The sequence below is a fragment of the Pricia antarctica genome (assembly GCF_900101815.1).
Taxonomy (GTDB): Bacteria; Bacteroidota; Bacteroidia; order Flavobacteriales; family Flavobacteriaceae; genus Pricia; species Pricia antarctica.
Map to the genome: position 1 here is coordinate 504,730 of NZ_FNAO01000001.1, position 18,086 is coordinate 522,815.

Here is an 18,086-nt window from a genome sequence, read left to right on the forward strand (position 1 = left end):
AAAAAGGGCGAACCAAACTATACTGTTGTGGGGCAAACGACAGTAAAGAAAGCGGCTGCTTATTTAATTTTCGGGAATACTTTTGAAATTCCGATACTTCTAAAGTATGGATTTCGGTGCCATAGCATAGTTTACCTAGAAATCTGTTCAGGGTAAATCCTGAAATTTATTCAGGATCTAATTTGTTAGGCCGCCTGTTGCGTGGCTGCGGCCCTATGTCTTTTCTGGAAAATATTTTCCAAAGTTTTATTGATGTCCTGTAATTCGGGGGTCAGGGTCGACAGGTTACCGCTGACATCCGTAGTCACTTGTCTGCCACAATGAATACATTGGTACTCTTTGATGTGAAGGGTAACTTTTTTTGACACCGAGTAGTGGTGGCCGAACAAATTGCAGAATATTTTTTTCATGGTAGTAGGATTTAAATGCATCTTAGGCTTTGGGAAACCATTGGTGCGAAGTTCAAGTTTGAATATAAAGGTGTTTTAATGGGACACTTTATATTACTAACGACACCATAGCTTTATTTATTTGATAGTCTTCCCAAATCAGCCCATTTTTTCGATGAACCGCATTTTTTTCGATGAAAAGCAGGTTTTCGGAGGTAAAATTCAGGGTTTGTAGTGCGCCGATTTTCTACTATCTTTCGCATCCAATCATACGGCTAACGTCCAATTAGGAGCAGAACAAGTACTAACTAAATGTCTAAGACCAAAGAGATCCTTGTAACGGCCTTCGCTCTCTTCTCGCTTTTTTTCGGAGCTGGAAATTTAATCCTTCCACCCTTGCTGGGGTTTCGCTCCGGTGAACTTTGGTGGTTGGTCACCTTGGGATTTTGTGTATCTGCCGTATTAATTCCTATTTTAGGTATTCTAGCGCATGCGAAATTGCAGGGTACCTTATTTAACTTCGGCAAAAAGGTGTCCCCCACGTTTAGTTTAGTCTACTCTTTTCTCATATACGGCATTTCAATCAGCCTACCGTCTCCTAGAACGGCATCTGTGACCCATGAAATGGCGGTCCAGCCTTTTTTCGATTCGCCAGCGATAATAACTAGTATCGTGTACTTTCTTTTGGTATTCCTATTTGTGATCAACCGCTCTAAAATTCTGGATATTCTTGGGAAGCTCTTGACTCCCGGTATTTTTCTGATCCTGTTACTGATTATTGGCACAGCGGTATTCTCAAATGAATTTATTTTCGGGGATACGGTTTTTGAAAGTCCCTTTTCGGATGGTATTTTAGAGGGATACCAGACTTTTGATGCCATCGGGGCCATTGTCGTAGGAGGAGTAATTATTATTTCTATCAATTTAAAGAAAAAGCAGGCTACCTATGAGGAGAAGAAAGCATTGATCCGCAAGGCCGGATGGTTGGCAGGCTTAGGCCTCTTGCTTATTTATGCCGGTCTCATCTTGACCGGGGCTTTGCTGCACGGCAAGTTTGATCCCGATATCACCCGTACGGCCCTATTAAAAGGCATTAGTGCCGAAACCCTGGGCAACACTGGAAACCTTCTTCTTAGCATCTTGGTCAGTTTGGCCTGTTTTACTACGGCGGTAGGCATAGTAACAGGAACGTCAGACTTTGTTAAGGAGCGCTTCAAAGGCTCGCAACAGGCATATGTAATTACCGCCATTATCGGATGCCTACTTGGTATCGCCATGGGCCAGTTCGATGTCGGATATATTATTGTCGTCGCCCTGCCTGCGCTTATGTTTATCTATCCGATTACTATTGTTCTGATTTTGCTCAACGTTCTGCCGGAGCTTTTTGCTTCGGCTAGAGTGTTCAAGGCCGTAGTGATAACGACTATTGTTTTTAGTATTCCTGATTTTTTAGGAAGTGTAGGGCTGGAAGATTCCATGGTAGGATTATATAATTACATTCCTTTGGGTCGTTTTAGTATGGGATGGGTGTTGCCGGCAGTAGGTATTTTCGTCTTTATAAATGTATTTGAGCAAAAACTTTCGGCGAGTTGAAGCGAAGGTAAAACTTAGCAACACTACGGCAAGTATTTTCAACGCAGACGGCGAGCAAAAGAACCAGTAGAAATGTACGGGTTGTTTATGAACAGACCCTAAGCATTCATCAACTCCTCGATCTCCCCTACCTCGATTGGAATATCCCCCATCAAATTAAATGGCTCCCCCTTGTGCTGAATCACCACATCGTCCTCCAACCGAACTCCCATTTTTTCTTGGGGAATATAGATGCCCGGCTCAACGGTAAAGACCATATTCGCTTTCATCGGAGTCTTTAGTGCGCCATAATCATGGGTGTTGAGGCCGATATGGTGGCTGGTGCCGTGCATAAAGTACTTTTTGTAGGCAGGTTGGGCTTCGGTTTCGTTTTGAGTATCGGCCTTGTCCAACAAGCCTAACCTTAAAAGTTCGGAGGTCATCAGTTTGCCCACTTCTTTGTGGTATTCCGCCCAGACCGTTCCGGGGATGAGCATTTTGGTAGCCTCGCTCTTTACGCGGAGTACCGCTTCGTAGACTTCCTTTTGGCGTTTGGTGAACTTTCCGTTTGCCGGGATGGTACGGGTTAGATCACTTGAATAATTAGCATACTCCGCAGCGGTATCCATCAAAATCATATCGCCATCTTGGCATTGTTTATTGTTTTCCAAATAATGTAGTACGTTGGCGTTGTTTCCCGAAGCGATGATGGGCGGATAAGCGAAGCCTTTTGATCGGTTGCGTACGAACTGATGCAATAGTTCGGCTTCGATTTCGTATTCCCAGACGCCGGGCTTTACGAACTCCAACACCTTTCGGAAGCCTTTTTCGGTGATATTACAGGCGGTTTGCATCAACTCGATTTCTTCTGGTTCCTTTATTCCGCGGATTTCCTGTAAAATCGGATTACTCTTGGCGACTTGATGGGCCGGGAATTTCCGTTTGCAATCTTCAATAAAGCGCGCTTCTCGAGTTTGGGTTTCTACGGCTTGGCGATAATGTTCGTTAGTGTTAAGGTAAATGGTTTCTGATTCCGTCATCAGGTCAAAAAAAACGGCGTCGAATTCTTTCAACCAATAAATGGTTTCGATGCCCGATACCTCCGTGGCCCTTTTTTTCGTTAGTTTCTCGCCTTCCCAAATAGCGATGTGGTCGTTCGTTTCACGTACGAACAAGATTTCCTGATGTTTTTTATCTATCGCATCGGGAAAAAGCAATACAACGGTTTCTTCTTGATCGGCACCACTGAGATAGAAAATATCGCGGTGCTGTTCGAAAGGCAGAACGCTATCGGCACTTATGGGATAAATATCGTTGGAATTAAAGACCGCAATGCTTTTTGGCTTCATACGGGCCATAAACTTTTTACGGTTCTTTTTAAAAAGGGAGTTGGGAATCTGATCATATTTCATAAAATGGGCTTGATTTAATCAAAAATAAGAATTTATGACATCCTCTTGAACAGAAAGACCCCAAAGGTTTTAAAAAACCTTTGGGGTCTCGGAACTGAAGTTGGTTAATTGATTGTAAATTAACAAAAAATTAAGCTATTTTCCAATTCAAATGAAACCTCATTTCAAAATTAAAACTTCTTTCCTCGCTTCTACCTGCCATAAAAAAATCCCAATCGTACGATTGGGATTCCAGATTTGGTACTCGTGAGTTACTTAAGCGTGTTGTTTTTCATGCTTACCTTCCTTGATTTCCTCAATCAATTTGGCGTTGAAGGCCGGTAAATCATTTGGATTTCTGCTGGTCACGAAACCTTGATCTACTACTACTTCTTGGTCAACCCAATTCGCCCCGGCGTTGATTACATCATCCTTTATGGACTTATAACTTGTCATTTTACGTCCTTTTACAACACCAGCACTGATAAGTGTCCATGGTGCGTGACAAATTGCGGCTACAGGCTTTTCTTGCTTAAAGAAATCACGTACAAATACAAGTACGTGCTCATTTATTCTAAGCAAATCGGGATTCATGACCCCACCTGGTAACATTAACGCATTGTACTCGTCAGCTTTAACCTCATCGATCGTTCTATCCACTTTATACGAATTAGACCAATTTCCATCAGACCATCCTTTAATTTCTCCGGATTTTAAGCTCACTATATCTACTCGAAAACCCTCTTTTTCCATGGCTTCCTTTGGAGACTTTAATTCGCTTTCCTCAAATCCGTTTGTTGCTAATATGGCTATCCTCTTCATAAATCTATCTATTTAAGTTGTTACTATTTAATTTCATTCTCAATATAAGAGCTTAAATCTACATTTCGTGTTAAGACCCTATTAAACCTCAGGTTTCGAGGGTTAAAGGTTTCCCAAGTGTGCGGAATCCCGTTGCCTTTTAACGCGTTCGAACGGATTCTAGGTGCACAATTACCTTTTGAAGACAAGTGTTGAGTTCTTTTTTAATTTCTGTTTCCCAAAATCGGAAGATGGTGTACCCCAAACGCTGCAATTCGGCGTTTACTTCCCGGTCACGTTGCATATTACGCTCTATCTTGGCAATCCAGAATTCACGATTGGTCTTGACCTTAGGTTTTCGTTCCGACCAATTATAGCCGTGCCAGTATTCCCCATCGATAAAAATAGCGGTCTTGTATTTTTTTAAGAGGATGTCCGGTTTACCGATCAGTTCTTTGTAATCGATGCGATAGCGATAGCCGGCCGCGTACAAGGCTTTTCGAAAGGCAAGTTCGGGCTTGGTGTTCTTCCCCCGAATTTTGCTCATAATTTTCGAGCGCTTCGGCGTCGTATAGAAACCGGATTCTTCGTTGAAGCGTGGGACTTTGATACGATTTTCGGCGTAGTTTTTAGACATCTCCTAAAATTAAGGATACCCTTGAAAAGAAGCTGTTAAGTAAATGCAAAGAAAAATCCCAGGCTCCATAGATTGGAACTTGGGATTTATTTAATGGGTAATTTGATGGAGAGGCAGGCTCAGTATACCAAATTTGCGTTGGTCTTAGCCTTTCAATTTCGCCGACAAATATTCCCGGTTCATTCTGGCAATGTTTTCCAATGAAATTCCTTTGGGACATTCTACTTCACAGGCACCGGTGTTGGTACAGTTACCGAAGCCCTCAAGATCCATTTGGCGTACCATGCTCTGTACGCGTTCGGTCGCCTCGACGCGGCCTTGTGGGAGCAAGGCAAATTGAGACACCTTGGCGGAGGTAAACAACATGGCGCTCGCGTTTTTACAAGCGGCAACACAGGCACCGCACCCAATACAGGTAGCGGCGTAAAAAGAATCGTCAGCCTTTTCTTTTTCAATGGGCGTAGCGTTCGCATCTACCGTATTTCCTGAAGTGTTTACGGAAATATAACCCCCTACTTGCTGTATTCTATCGAAAGCACTGCGATCGATTACCAAATCTTTGATTACGGGAAAGGCTGTTGCCCGAAAAGGTTCGATTACAATCGTATCGCCATCGTTGAACTTTCGCATGTGTAATTGGCAAGTGGTTACTAACCGATCGGGGCCGTGGGGTTCGCCGTTGATCTGAAGCGAACAAGAACCACAAATGCCCTCACGACAGTCGTGATCGAATTGTACAGGCTCCTCTCCTTTGTTAATGAGTTCTTCATTCAATACATCCAACATTTCTAAAAATGACATATCACCCTCGATACCATTGATGGGGTAGTCTTTCATTTCTCCTTTGGATCTAGCATCCTTTTGACGCCAAATTTTCAAGTTTAACTTCATAGCTTTTTATTTATAGGAACGCGTCTTCAATTCAATATTCTCATACTTCAAATCCTCTTTATGCAAGACCGCATCTTTCGGATCCCCTTTATATTCCCATGCCGACACAAATTTAAAATTCTCGTCATCACGTACGGCCTCGCCTTCCTCTGTTTGATATTCTTCACGGAAATGGCCTCCACAAGATTCGTTTCGGGTCAGGGCATCCTTAGCGAATAGCTCGCCCAATTCGAGGAAATCGGCCACTCTTCCCGCTTTTTCCAATTCTGCGTTCATGGCATCGCTGGAGCCAGGTATCTTTACGTTGTCCCAAAAATCTTTCCGAAGCTCGGCAATCTCATCAATGGCTTCCTGAAGCTCTTCTGCATTTCGGCTCATACCGCACTTATTCCACATTATCTTACCCAATATCTTGTGGTAATGATCGACAGAGTGCTGTCCGCTGCCCGACATCAATTTTTCGATGCGTTCCCTGACCTCTTTTTCGGCATGGTCGAATTCAGGGGAGTCGGTAGGTATTTCACCGGTTCGGATATCGTCGGACAGATAATCACCTATGGTATACGGAAGCACAAAATAGCCGTCGGCCAAACCTTGCATCAATGCGGAAGCACCTAAACGGTTGGCCCCGTGGTCGCTAAAATTGGCCTCTCCGATACAGTAACAACCATCGATAGTGGTCTGCAGGTTGTAATCGACCCATAGGCCTCCCATAGTGTAGTGTACCGCAGGATAAATCATCATTGGGGTCTCATAGGGATTCTCATCAACTATTTTTTCGTACATCTGAAAAAGGTTGCCATATTTGGACTCGATGACCTCCTTACCTAACTTGATGATTTCTTTTTCATCGGCATCTTTCATGCCATGGGTCAAAGCTTCCTCTTTTCCGTAGCGCTGAATAGCGGAAGCAAAATCCAAATAAACGGCCTCTCCTGTTTTGTTGACTCCGAAACCGGCATCACAGCGCTCTTTAGCCGCCCTTGAAGCGACATCCCTTGGCACTAAATTACCGAATGCAGGGTAACGCCGTTCCAAATAATAATCGCGATCTTCTTCTTTTAATTGGGTAGGTTTTAATTTTCCTGAGCGGATATCCTCGGCATCCTCCTTGCGCGCTGGCACCCAGATACGGCCGTCGTTACGTAACGATTCGGACATCAACGTTAATTTGGACTGATGATCTCCCGAAACGGGAATACAGGTCGGATGAATCTGCGTAAAGCAGGGGTTGGCAAAATAGGCGCCTCTTCGGTGGGCACGCCAAGCGGCCATCACGTTGCTCCCCATGGCATTCGTCGATAGAAAAAATACGTTCCCATAGCCTCCGCTAGCCAAGACCACCGCATGGGCGGAATGACGTTCGATTTCTCCGGTGACCAGATCACGGGCAATGATTCCCCGCGCTTTGCCATCTACCAAAACCAGATCCATCATTTCGTGACGGTTGAAAGGCTTGATCTTGCCCCGGTTGATCTGCCGGTTCATTGCGGCATAGCATCCCAATAACAACTGCTGCCCCGTTTGTCCTTTGGCATAAAATGTACGGGATACCAGAACGCCCCCGAAGGAGCGGTTATCCAATAATCCGCCATATTCCCGGGCAAAGGGTACGCCCTGTGCGACACATTGGTCTATAATATTTGATGATTCCTCGGCCAAACGATACACGTTCCCCTCACGAGAGCGGTAGTCACCCCCTTTTACCGTATCATAAAACAGACGATAGGCACTGTCGCCATCGCCCTGATAGTTTTTGGCGGCATTGATGCCTCCCTGCGCGGCAATGGAGTGTGCACGCCTTGGGGAGTCTTGATAACAAAATGTCTTAACGTTATAGCCCAGCTCGGCTAAGGTCGCCGCGGCTGAACCCCCTGCAAGACCGGTACCAACCACAATGATATCAATATTACGTTTGTTCGCCGGGTTGACGAGGTCGATTTCGTTTTTATGCTTGGTCCACTTATCGGCCAGCGGCCCAGATGGAACTTTAGAATCCAATTTGCCCATAATCTACTGTGTTATTGGGTTAAAATGATGATAGAGCGCGATAAAGATGAATCCCGCGGGAATCGCTATCGCATATATTTTGGTAAAGGTCTGAATGGCAGGGGTGTATTTGTTGTTTACACCCATACTTTGAAAAGAGGATGCAAAGCCGTGCCATAGGTGCAGGGCCAAAAGCACAAACGCAATCACATATAGCACGGTTCGCCATACCGGTTCGAACTTATGAACGGTTTCCTCCAAATACCGGGTCGGATCTTCTGGGTTTGCAGTAATATACTTGTAATCCATTTCGTGGACCCAAAAATCGTAAAAATGCAATCCAAGGAAAGCCAAGACGACGAGGCCGGTAATGATCATGTTCCGCGACATCCAAGAGGCATTGGCCCCTCCACTATATTTTTTATACTTTATTGCCCTGGCCCTGTTGTTCTGAATTTCCAGCACGATTCCCATTACAAAGTGCACAATGACCCCTGCAATCAAAATAGGTTGCAGAATAAACTGCACTAGCCCGTTGTACCCCATAAAATGCGACCATTCGTTAAAGGTGTCTGGGGCAAGCACTGAGGTGACGTTAATGGTGAAATGCTGTGCCAAAAAGAAAACAAGAAAAAGTCCGGACAAGGCCATGACAACTTTTCGGGCTATTGAAGATTTTATCAATCCGCTCATTATAGTAGCTTGGAGTTAATTATTTGTGGTAACGTTAAAATTTTGAATGTCTGCAAAATTAGGGCATAGGCAATTGTTTAACAAACTTTACTGGCGTTTCCTCGCTTTATTTGGATGGATTCTAAGGAACGCTCAAAAGCTGTTTAATGGATAAATCGATATTGTAGCTTTGTAGCGTTTTTCATTCAACAAAAAAGGCTCCCATTGGTAAGGAAGCCTTACGGTTACATTGAAAAGAACTTAAACCCTATTCTGGGATATTGAAGTGCTTCACTAACTCTTCATAAGCCATTTTGGTATAATTCAGAGCGTGCGCTACGTTACTGATAACCGGGCCAGTTGTCTCCGATTTTCCTCCCGGAATAATGATATAGCGATAATCTTCAAAAAACGGATTGCCGACCTCTGAGTTCTGTGCGGCTTAAAGGGTTGCCGCGGTAATACACAGCACTTTTTCTTTTTCTTAAGTTATGCTGGTCACCACAAGTAATGAAAGGCAGAGGAAAATAATCGAACCCAAATATGGTCAGGTTTCTGCCGAAAACCATAACCGTACCTTTATCGATAATGTCTTTCGTCAAGTCCAGGGCATCGATATCAAAACCGGCACCCGGAGTGGTAATCTATAGATGGCAAACACCGATAGAAAAAAGCTATGGAATAGCTTCTTCAAGAAAATTATAGCAATCCCTACCGCACCGACTTCAACCAAGCGTCCTTCTGCGTGCGCTTGATTTTATGAAGCGCTTGTAATGCCATTTGGGCATCGGTAAAGCTGTCGTAGGAGACCATGTGAAGACCGAAGGGGTTTGTGCCAATATAAGAAGGATGGAAACCGAGCGCTTTCAGTTGCACAATTTTTTTATCGGCATTGGTCTTGTACCGGAACGCGCCGGCAATGATATGGTGAATTTTTTCCCCTGTTTTTTTAACAGCCGTTTTCTTGGTGGTCTTTAAGGTAATCGTAGGCAGTTCTAACGGGTCGGTATCAAAAAAAGTGGCTTCCTGAATGCGTTTGGAGACCTGTTGATGGGCCTCTTCACGGACCAATTGCTGATTATTTTGATTCGTTTTGTAGAATTGGAACCCTGCAAATCCTGTGGTCAATGCCAAAAGTACTGCAGCGGCATATTTCAGATAAGGCCGGGCCGCGACGGTTTCCCGTTTTTCTGGTGTAAAGGCGATTGGTGTTTTTTCTTCCAAGGCGGCCACCTCTTGTTTAAAGATTTCCCTGGCTACCGGTGCGGCTACGAAAGATGACATTCCGTAAGAAGCGGTCAAATAATTGGTCTTCTCCGAGGGTTGAAATTGAATTTTACCTTCAGTCCCGGACCAAATCTCACCGATGTTGGCCAATTGCAGTCGTTCCCCTTTTTTTAGTCTTAATTTCCAGTCGACCACCTCTTCTTCGACTTGTTTCAGCATAGCCTCAAAAGTGGTCATTTGGACCTCGGCGGCATAGGAAATCAATAATCCGTCATTGGAAATCAGCTGTTGGTTGAAAGATACCGTTTTCGTCGGAGGATATAAAGTATGGGTGCCCTCATGGATGACGGCAGACCTCGACTGGGTTAAAAATGCCCCAAATCCGGGTACTACAACGCAGTTATAACGGTAAAGTAATTCTGATATATAATGCTCCAATGCCATACATGACAAATATTAGAAAATATAAAGGGGGATGCCAGCAGTTCAGTTACTTTTTATTAACATTATATTTGGGACGTATTGTGAATAACTTTGATGATTTTCTAAATGGACGAAAATGACCTCATAGCGGTCTTGCGACTGCAGAACATTCCGAATATTGGCGATGTATCGGCCAAAAAACTGATCGATTATTGCGGAAGTCCCTCAGCCGTCTTCGCCGATACCCGGCAACACTTGCTAAAGATCGATGGTATTGGGTCTTATACTTTACGCGGTCTCTATGATGCGCAGCACCGCAAAACTGCCGAAGCGGAATATGCCTACATCCAAAAAAATCAAATCGAGTATACGTATTTTAAGGATGAGGAACATCCCAAATACCTGAAGCACTGTATCGATAGTCCGACCCTGCTTTTCAAGCGTGGAAATATCGATTTGACGGGAAGAAAAATTATCAGCGTGGTCGGCACCCGCAATATTACGAGCTACGGAACTGCTTTCTGCGAGAAATTTATCGAGGATATCGCACCCCTGAACCCGATAATCGTCAGCGGATTCGCTTATGGGGTAGATATTACCGCGCAAAAAGCAGCAATAAAACACGGCCTCCAGACCATAGGATGCTTGGCGCATGGCCTCAACCAGATGTATCCGAAGATACATGCGAAATATATTAGGGATGTGGAGGAAAACGGCGGATTTTACACTGAATTCTGGAGCAAGAGCCAGCCCGAACGGGAACATTTTCTAAAGCGAAACCGAATCATTGCGGGAATGAGTGAAGCAACGGTCGTAGTAGAATCCGCCGAAAAAGGGGGCAGTTTGGTCACGGCCGATATTGCCAACAGCTACAACCGCGACGTGTTTGCCGTACCGGGACGTACAAAAGACAGATATAGTGTCGGATGCAACAACCTTATCAAACAACAAAAGGCCCATATGATGACCTCAGCAGCCGATCTTATCTATTTATTGAATTGGGATATCCCAGAAAAAAAGGCCCAAAGTGTTCAAAAGCAGCTTTTCGTAGATCTGGACGCTACCGAACAATCGATTTATGATTATCTTTTAAAGGATGGCAAGCAATTAATGGATAGCATTGCGCTGGATTGCCAATTACCGATTTACAAGGTTTCTTCCACACTTTTGAACATGGAGATGAAAGGGGTAGTTCGGCCATTGCCGGGAAAATTGTTCGAGGCTATTTAGTGCGGGGCGATTTAATCGTAAGCTTAGTCCCGGGAGGAGTTGAAACAAGCGCTAGCCTGCCCGTTCGGCTGAGTCGGATAAAGTTTAAGGAGCTCGAAAAATTTTGTTCTTAATTGGCGTTGCAAATTTTGAATAGCCGCTTATATTCCTTACGATTCATATATAAGGGCAAATATCCAAGTATGGTAAACTCTTTGATGCCGACTGACCGGTCTGTAAATTTTCCCTTTACCGATGAGATGTTATCTTTTAGGTATCCTATCGATAAAATACGGCCTCAAATCCTCATCAAGCACCAACTTCCATCTCTGTTGGGAGAACAAAACCGACTACCCAGTCTTTTTTATCCTATGAAACATCCCACCTAAAAAAACAATAACTGGTAACTTAGCAATCAATTTTCCTTGATATCAAATGTATATTGACCCCTGCCCGGCCTTCCATCGTTTGTCATCCCCTCCACTTTTGCCCTAAATTTTCCAGCACTATCGCCCGTGTAGAAACGCATCGTCGATTCTTCTTTGCTTTGATCTCGATATGAGGTCCCCAATGTAAAACGGTACAATAATGATGTAGTTCAATAGTCTTTGCCTGTCTATAGGTATACCTTATAGTAGGTGCAGAGCTGCTGGCCCACGCAATTAATTTTCCGATGGCATTTTGAAAAACCGGATTTTCTTGAGTTTTGTTCTGACTGCGTTCTTTATGCAAACGCAGCATGCTCTGCTTTTAAAAAAGGCTTCGAAATTCCAACTGCCTGGCAAGGATAATAGTAGAAAAGCCACTTTCGTTTTCGATTCTTCAGAAAAAGAGGTAAGTAATCCGAATCACTTTGCGAACTTTACGCTATTGATCTGTTCGTAGCTTGGCGGCCATTGCGGTTTCGTCATATAAAGCAAATCCGCCACGTGATTTAGGGGTAGGGAAACACCCAATATCGAAATAAAATAGAATACATGTTCCTAGAGGTACAAAGCATCGTCAAAAGTTTCGGCCAAGAGCAAGTGGTCAAGGATTTGACGTTTGCTTTGGATGCCAAAAAAACACTGAGTATCTTAGGAAAATCGGGGTGTGGAAAGACGACCATGCTCAAGACTATTGGCGGATTAGTCGCTCCTGATTCGGGATGTATCCTGCTCAAGGGAGAAGACATTACCCATAAAAAACCTGAAAAGAGAAATATTGTATATCTGTATCAGGAAGATTTACTGTTCCCCCACCTGAACGCCTTTGAAAACATTGCATTTGGACTTCGCCTCAAGAAAATATCGGACAGTACAATTAAAGAGCAGGTGCGACATATGTTAAACAGCCTAGAACTCGAGGACCAGTCCCAAAAAATGCCGAACCAGCTTTCGGGCGGGCAACGGCAGCGGGTGTCCTTCGGAAGGGCCATTATAACAAACCCGTCCCTTTTACTGTTGGACGAACCTTTTGGAAGTCTCGATGCCGGCACCCGCCAGCGGATGCAAGGCTTGTTCAAGAAGCTCGCCGAGGAATTCCATATCACCTCCCTATTCGTAACGCACGATTTAAAGGAAGCTGTACTCATGGGCGATGAGATTGGTTTTATGCAGACCGGAAATCTGAAGGTCTACACCGATACGAATGATTTTATCTCTGACCCTGAGACCGGGGTTCGGGATGAAATCGAGTTTTGGGGCGGTTTACAGAGGGAGCGCGGTTAATAGTGCACTTCATTGCGAGCGCAGCGCAATGACTGCCGGCTATAAACAACTAATTATGATGAAGAAAAGGAAAATCTGGATCGATACCGATCTATCCGTCGGCATGACACGCCACAAACGCGAAGGCTACTGCGATGTCGATGACGGATTCGCGGTATTGCAGTTAATGAAGGCCGAAAACATTGAAATATGCGGCATTAGCGCAGTCTTCGGAAATACTGTCATCGAAAATGCCTATTCGCTAAGTCACTATATGAGCCGGGAGTTTGCCAAAAACAAGATTCCCGTATTCAAAGGTGCTGGTGAAGCCATCGATTTAAATAATGTGCAGACCAATAATGCGGTCGAGGCGCTTGCAAAGACCTTGAAAAGTCATCCGATGACCATCATGGCCATCGGCCCTGCCACGAATATTGGATTGTTGCTACTTAAATATCCGGAGTTAAAAGACCAGATAAACGAGGTCGTGCTGGTTGCCGGAAGAAGAAAGCCTACCGATTACTTCAAAATCGGCAACATGGGCAATCACGCCCAAGACCTCAACTTTGACCTTGACACTGATGCTTTCCGGGTGATGTTCGAACTTGGCGTTTCGGTAACCCTTTGTCCCTTTGAAATCTCGAATAAGGTGTGGGTAAAACAAGCGGATTTGGATCAACTGGCATCAAGTGGTGACCAAGGCAATATCTGGCTGGCGGAGGCCTCTCAAGCTTGGTTGCAACAATGGTTGGCCCAAGGCGCCAAGGGCTTCAATCCTTTCGATGTGCTGGCAAGCCATTACATTATATCGCCTGAAGACATTGTTTCCGAATCGCTTAACGCCCGACTTGAAATCCATCCCGATGATACGATAAAGGACAACGATCAAAAGATTTTCAAACAGTATCTGTTATGTGATAAAGGACAGGGGTTTACGGTCAAGTATTGTTATGATGTGGTAGCCGATTACCACGACAGACTTCTTAGAAGTTTTTTGGATTAAAGATTCTGAAAAGAAGTATTTGAGTACTTTTGATAGCGATAACTTACCCTCAAAAGCCCTATCCAACTTTAACACCATGAACGACTTAAAATCAAAATCCATCGGTCTCGTACTTTCCGGGGGAGGCGTTCGCGGTATGGCGCATATCGGATTGATACAAGCCATGAAAGAGCACGGTATATCGGCCAAAATGGTGAGCGGCAGTAGTATTGGGGCCTTGGTCGGTGCCCTTTACGCCAACGGCAATTCGGTGCAGGATATGCTATCCCTTTTTAAGGAAACTCCCTTATTCCGCTATAATTTTCTTACAATTCTAAAACCGGGCTTTATCGATACCGACCGGTATTTTAAAGTATTTAAGGAATATTTTCCGGAGAATGCCTTTGATGCCCTTGAGCGCAAGCTTTATGTGGTGGCCACAAATCTGCAAAAAGGCGAACAGCGTTATTTTTCGGAAGGAGAGCTGATACGGCCGTTATTGGCTTCCGCCGCCCTTCCCCCTGTTTTCAGTCCTGTAGAACTTGAGGGTGAACTATTCGCAGACGGGGGTATAATGAACAATTTTCCGCTGGAACCTGTCATGGGAAATGTAGATTATATAATAGGAAGTAATGTTTCAAAAGTGAGCGAACTCTATAAAAACGCCCTAAAAAACTCGTGGCAGATTACCGGTAGGGTAACCAGTTTAATGATATACGCTGTCAACCGCCAAAAATTGGAGTCTTGCGATCTGCTATTGGAATTTCAGGCTTTGGAAAAAATTGGGGTTTTAGACCGTAAGGGTATCGAAAAGGCCTATTTGGTCGGGTACGAATATGCCAGTCGGGTGTTGGATGATGTATTGGAATAAACTACCCTAAAAAGTGTAGCATTTTATTCTTTTATGTGTTTATGCCCTGTTTTATGTATTACTACTGCCAACTTTTTTAAACATCATCATAATCCACTTTCAAGACCGGCGTCAATGGATGCGCCTGGCATGTAAGTATGAATCCTTCCGCAATTTCGCCATCGGTCAAAATCTGGTTTTTGGCCATTTCGGCCTTACCCTCGGTGACACGGGCAATACAGGTGCTGCAAACGCCGCCTTGGCACGAGTATGGAGCATCGATGTTCTGTTTTAGCACGGCATCGAGTACACGTTCCTTTTTCTCCATGGTCAGCTCGAAAACCTCGTCATCGACCGTGACCGTAAGCTGGGTCTTGCCGTCGGGCCTGTCGGGCAGCTCGTCCAAAATTTCGGTGCTGGTAAAGAGTTCGAAATGGATTTTATCCTTGGGGATATCGTTTTCTTGTAAGGTATCGGAAACCAGATCGATCATGGCTTCAGGCCCGCAGAGATAATAGGCATCGAAATCCGTATTCTTATGCTTGTTCTTTAAGGCGTAGTTGACCATGGAGGTATCGATACGGCCGAAACGGGAATCGTCTTCCTGGGTCTGACTGGTCACGAAATACACAAAGAACCGGTCGGAATGGTCCAGTTCCAACTTCACCAAATCAGTGTAGAACATGGTATCCTTGAATGATTTATTGCCATAGACCAAGACAAATTTACTCTTCGGATGGCTATCCAGTACCGCTTTGGCTATGCTCATAATCGGGGTAATACCGCTGCCGGCGGCAAAAGCGGCCATTGTTTTCGGCTGACCGGTAGCTTGAAAAGTAAAACGGCCTTCGGGCGGCATGACCTCCAAGGTATCGCCAACGGACAATTGGTTATGGGCAAAATCTGAAAACCCACCTTTATCGACTTTTTTGACGCCAATGGTAAAGCAATCCTTTCTTGGGGAAGAGCATATGGAATAAGCCCTGCGCAATTCCTTTCCTTTGATTAAAGTTTTGATGGTGATGTACTGTCCCGGGATAAAGTCAAAAGTCTGAATCAATTCCTTGGGAATACTGAACGTAATCGCCACTGCATCCGGCGTCAGCGGTTTGATGTGTTTTACGGTTAAGGGATGGAAATCTGCCATGGTTTATCAAGTAAAAATTTAAAAGGTACATACTGCCAAATGCAACGATGGCTGCCTACCTCTTTTAAGAGGATTGCAAAAATACGGATTGGGAAATCGAATTAAAACGGAAAAAGCAAAAAAACATACCTCGAATTCTTATGCATAAGAAAATTATGTATATATTTGAATGTCCATGGCAAACTCAAAACTATACAAAGGAAGTCTGAACACCATCATCCTAAAATTGTTGGAAGAGCAGGGAAAGATGTACGGCTACGAGATGGCCCAAAAGGTCAAAGAACTGACCAAGGGCGAACTTAACATCACCGAGGGCGCCCTGTATCCCGCCTTGCACAAATTGGAAGCCGAAGGTTTGCTCGATGTCGAGGTCGCCAAAGTTGACAATCGCCTTCGCAAATATTACAAACTCACCGAACAAGGAGAAAAAGAAACCATAAACCGCCTTGCCGAACTCGAAGAATTTATACGCAGCATGCAACGTTTAGTCAACCCGGATTGGAGTATCAATTAAATCTTTGGAAGATGAACCTCACCCAAGACCAAATAAAAGACCCCTCACGATTTCACTCGAATGCAATACCTCGAGCACTTCGACCTAAAGACCGAACCCATAGGCCATTTAGCCAATGAACTCCTCTCCGAGATTTATCCGGAATATAAAATGGTGTAACAAATTTTGTAGATGGACTACTAACCTTAAGATCAACCTCCGAACCCTATGCTCAAACACTTCCTAAACCTCCAAAGGAAATCATTTTTTAGGGCCGCCTCCTTCAAGACCAACTTGATTTTCAAGTTCTTTATGGGCTTTATGGCGTTGTATTTTATGGTTGTCTTTCTTTCGATGGGCGTCGGGGCGTTTTATCTTCTCGAAAATTCCGGGTTGGGCGACCCACTTAAAATTGTAAACCAATTTTTGATTTATTACTTGGCGATCGATCTAGCTTTTCGGTATGCCGTTCAGAAAATGCCCATCACCAATATAAAGCCTTTGCTGTACCTGCCGTTTAAAAAAGCACAGGTGGTGCGCTACTCCTTGGGCAAAACGGTAGTGTCCTTTTTTAATCTGGCCCATGCTTTTTTCTTCGTACCGTTTTCGATTGTGCTCTTGATCGAAGGATATTCTCCGTTAGGGGTCATAGGTTGGCATTTGGGCATCATGGCGCTTTTCTACTGCAACAATTTTTTGAATGTCCTTTTGAATAATAAAGATAGCATCCTCATTCCTTTGGCCGTGGTCTTTGCCATTTTAGGAATTTCGCAGTACTACGACTATTTTGACATTACCCAGTACACCGCTTTCTTTTTTGATGCCCTCTATGATGTACCGTGGATGGCCATACTACCATGGGCACTTCTTGTAGGACTTTATACCGCGGCATTTAACTATTTTAAAAAACACATGTACTTAGATGCCGGTCTCGCACAAAAACATGCCGTGGCCAAGACCGAGGATTTCACTTGGCTGGACCGTTTTGGAAATCTGGGGCTCTTCCTAAAAAACGATATCAAGCTTATCAAACGTAACAAACGTTCGAAGACTACGGTGTTGACCAGTGTTTTCTTTCTATTTTATGGACTGTTATTTTTTACCGGAGCTATTGAAACCTATGAGGGTCCGGTCTGGAAAATTTTTGCCGGGATTTTTATTTCCGGTGGATTCCTGTTCACTTTCGGACAGTTCGTGCCGAGTTGGGACAGCTCGTACTATCCTCTGATGATGAGCCAGAACATCAGGTATAAAGACTATTTGAACTCCAAATGGTACCTGATTATAATTGCCACCCTGATCAGTACGGTACTCGCATCGCCTTATTTGTATTTCGGCTGGGGCGCATATGTAGCGGTTTTGGTAGGGGCGGTTTATAACATGGGCGTTAACTCATATCTGGTGCTATGGGGCGGAGCCTATATTAAAACGCCCATCGACCTGACGTCCAATAAAAAAGCTTTTGGCGACAAACAGTCTTTTAACCTAAAGACCATGTTGCTGACGATACCAAAATTACTCTTGCCTTTGTTGATTTATGGCCTAGGGCATTATCTGCTCAATCCGACAGCGGGTTACATTTTTGTAGCCTTGACCGGTGTTGCAGGTTTCGCTTTTAAGAATATCGTATTCAAACAAATAGAGAAAGTCTATAAGAAGGAGAAGTACAAGACGCTTTTGGCGTATAAGCAAACCTCCTGAGATTGAAAGTTAAAGAGAAAAACG

Annotated in this window: 16 protein-coding genes; 7 read left to right on the plus strand and 9 right to left on the minus strand. The window is 44.2% G+C overall.

Annotated elements, in window-relative coordinates; translation table 11 throughout:
- Nucleotides 1-185: 185 nt before the first annotated feature.
- Nucleotides 186-410, minus strand: a complete 225-nt coding sequence (locus BLT07_RS02085; RefSeq protein ID WP_091865211.1) for a hypothetical protein — start codon at nucleotides 408-410, stop codon at nucleotides 186-188.
- Nucleotides 411-701: 291 nt separating this feature from the next.
- On the opposite strand from BLT07_RS02085, the gene brnQ reads away from it, so the two are divergent.
- On the plus strand, nucleotides 702-1,982 hold the full coding sequence (gene brnQ, locus BLT07_RS02090) for a branched-chain amino acid transport system II carrier protein (RefSeq protein WP_091865213.1): 1,281 nt from the start codon (nucleotides 702-704) through the stop codon (nucleotides 1,980-1,982).
- A gap of 98 nt (nucleotides 1,983-2,080) precedes the next feature.
- Here brnQ and BLT07_RS02095 read toward each other — a convergent pair whose 3' ends face one another.
- The 7 genes from BLT07_RS02095 to BLT07_RS02125 form a co-directional block, all read right to left on the minus strand.
- Nucleotides 2,081-3,373 carry an aminopeptidase P family protein gene (locus tag BLT07_RS02095; protein ID WP_091865215.1) on the minus strand — a complete coding sequence of 431 codons (1,293 nt, stop codon included), beginning with the start codon at nucleotides 3,371-3,373 and terminating at the stop codon, nucleotides 2,081-2,083.
- Nucleotides 3,374-3,628: 255 nt separating this feature from the next.
- Entirely contained in the window at nucleotides 3,629-4,174 is a 546-nt protein-coding gene (locus BLT07_RS02100; RefSeq protein ID WP_091865216.1) for a type 1 glutamine amidotransferase domain-containing protein, read from the minus strand.
- 139 nt (nucleotides 4,175-4,313) lie between these two features.
- The gene (locus BLT07_RS02105; protein ID WP_091865218.1) at nucleotides 4,314-4,790 is read right to left on the minus strand and encodes a very short patch repair endonuclease; all 477 of its coding nucleotides are present in this window, start codon (nucleotides 4,788-4,790) and stop codon (nucleotides 4,314-4,316) included.
- A 144-nt stretch (nucleotides 4,791-4,934) separates the two neighbouring features.
- The gene (locus BLT07_RS02110; RefSeq protein WP_091865220.1) at nucleotides 4,935-5,681 is read right to left on the minus strand and encodes a succinate dehydrogenase/fumarate reductase iron-sulfur subunit; all 747 of its coding nucleotides are present in this window, start codon (nucleotides 5,679-5,681) and stop codon (nucleotides 4,935-4,937) included.
- A 6-nt stretch (nucleotides 5,682-5,687) separates the two neighbouring features.
- Complete coding sequence (locus BLT07_RS02115) at nucleotides 5,688-7,691, minus strand: fumarate reductase/succinate dehydrogenase flavoprotein subunit (RefSeq protein WP_091865222.1); 2,004 nt, start codon at nucleotides 7,689-7,691, stop codon at nucleotides 5,688-5,690.
- Between the two features lie 3 nt (nucleotides 7,692-7,694).
- Entirely contained in the window at nucleotides 7,695-8,363 is a 669-nt protein-coding gene (locus tag BLT07_RS02120) for a succinate dehydrogenase cytochrome b subunit (RefSeq protein WP_091865224.1), read from the minus strand.
- A 690-nt stretch (nucleotides 8,364-9,053) separates the two neighbouring features.
- Nucleotides 9,054-10,013, minus strand: a complete 960-nt coding sequence (locus tag BLT07_RS02125) for an HU domain-containing protein (RefSeq protein WP_091865226.1) — start codon at nucleotides 10,011-10,013, stop codon at nucleotides 9,054-9,056.
- A 105-nt stretch (nucleotides 10,014-10,118) separates the two neighbouring features.
- Here BLT07_RS02125 and dprA point away from each other — a divergent pair, with 105 nt between their 5' ends.
- The 4 genes from dprA (at nucleotide 10,119) to BLT07_RS02150 (ending at nucleotide 14,742) form a co-directional block, all read left to right on the plus strand.
- The gene (dprA, locus tag BLT07_RS02130; RefSeq protein WP_091865228.1) at nucleotides 10,119-11,222 is read left to right on the plus strand and encodes a DNA-processing protein DprA; all 1,104 of its coding nucleotides are present in this window, start codon (nucleotides 10,119-10,121) and stop codon (nucleotides 11,220-11,222) included.
- 956 nt (nucleotides 11,223-12,178) lie between these two features.
- Complete coding sequence (locus BLT07_RS02140; RefSeq protein WP_091865232.1) at nucleotides 12,179-12,910, plus strand: ABC transporter ATP-binding protein; 732 nt, start codon at nucleotides 12,179-12,181, stop codon at nucleotides 12,908-12,910.
- A 55-nt stretch (nucleotides 12,911-12,965) separates the two neighbouring features.
- The gene (locus BLT07_RS02145) at nucleotides 12,966-13,892 is read left to right on the plus strand and encodes a nucleoside hydrolase (RefSeq protein ID WP_317040735.1); all 927 of its coding nucleotides are present in this window, start codon (nucleotides 12,966-12,968) and stop codon (nucleotides 13,890-13,892) included.
- A gap of 76 nt (nucleotides 13,893-13,968) precedes the next feature.
- Nucleotides 13,969-14,742: a patatin-like phospholipase family protein gene (locus tag BLT07_RS02150; protein ID WP_091865234.1), complete on the plus strand. Its 774-nt coding sequence runs from the start codon at nucleotides 13,969-13,971 to the stop codon at nucleotides 14,740-14,742.
- A 76-nt stretch (nucleotides 14,743-14,818) separates the two neighbouring features.
- On the opposite strand, the gene BLT07_RS02155 is transcribed toward BLT07_RS02150, so the two are convergent.
- Nucleotides 14,819-15,868, minus strand: a complete 1,050-nt coding sequence (locus BLT07_RS02155) for a ferredoxin--NADP reductase (protein ID WP_091865236.1) — start codon at nucleotides 15,866-15,868, stop codon at nucleotides 14,819-14,821.
- A 175-nt stretch (nucleotides 15,869-16,043) separates the two neighbouring features.
- Here BLT07_RS02155 and BLT07_RS02160 point away from each other — a divergent pair, with 175 nt between their 5' ends.
- Together BLT07_RS02160 and BLT07_RS02165 are read left to right on the plus strand one after the other, a co-directional pair.
- On the plus strand, nucleotides 16,044-16,382 hold the full coding sequence (locus BLT07_RS02160; RefSeq protein WP_091865621.1) for a PadR family transcriptional regulator: 339 nt from the start codon (nucleotides 16,044-16,046) through the stop codon (nucleotides 16,380-16,382).
- A gap of 207 nt (nucleotides 16,383-16,589) precedes the next feature.
- Nucleotides 16,590-18,062, plus strand: coding sequence for a DUF5687 family protein (locus tag BLT07_RS02165; protein ID WP_091865238.1), 1,473 nt, complete (start codon nucleotides 16,590-16,592; stop codon nucleotides 18,060-18,062).
- The last annotated feature ends 24 nt before the right edge of the window (nucleotides 18,063-18,086 follow it).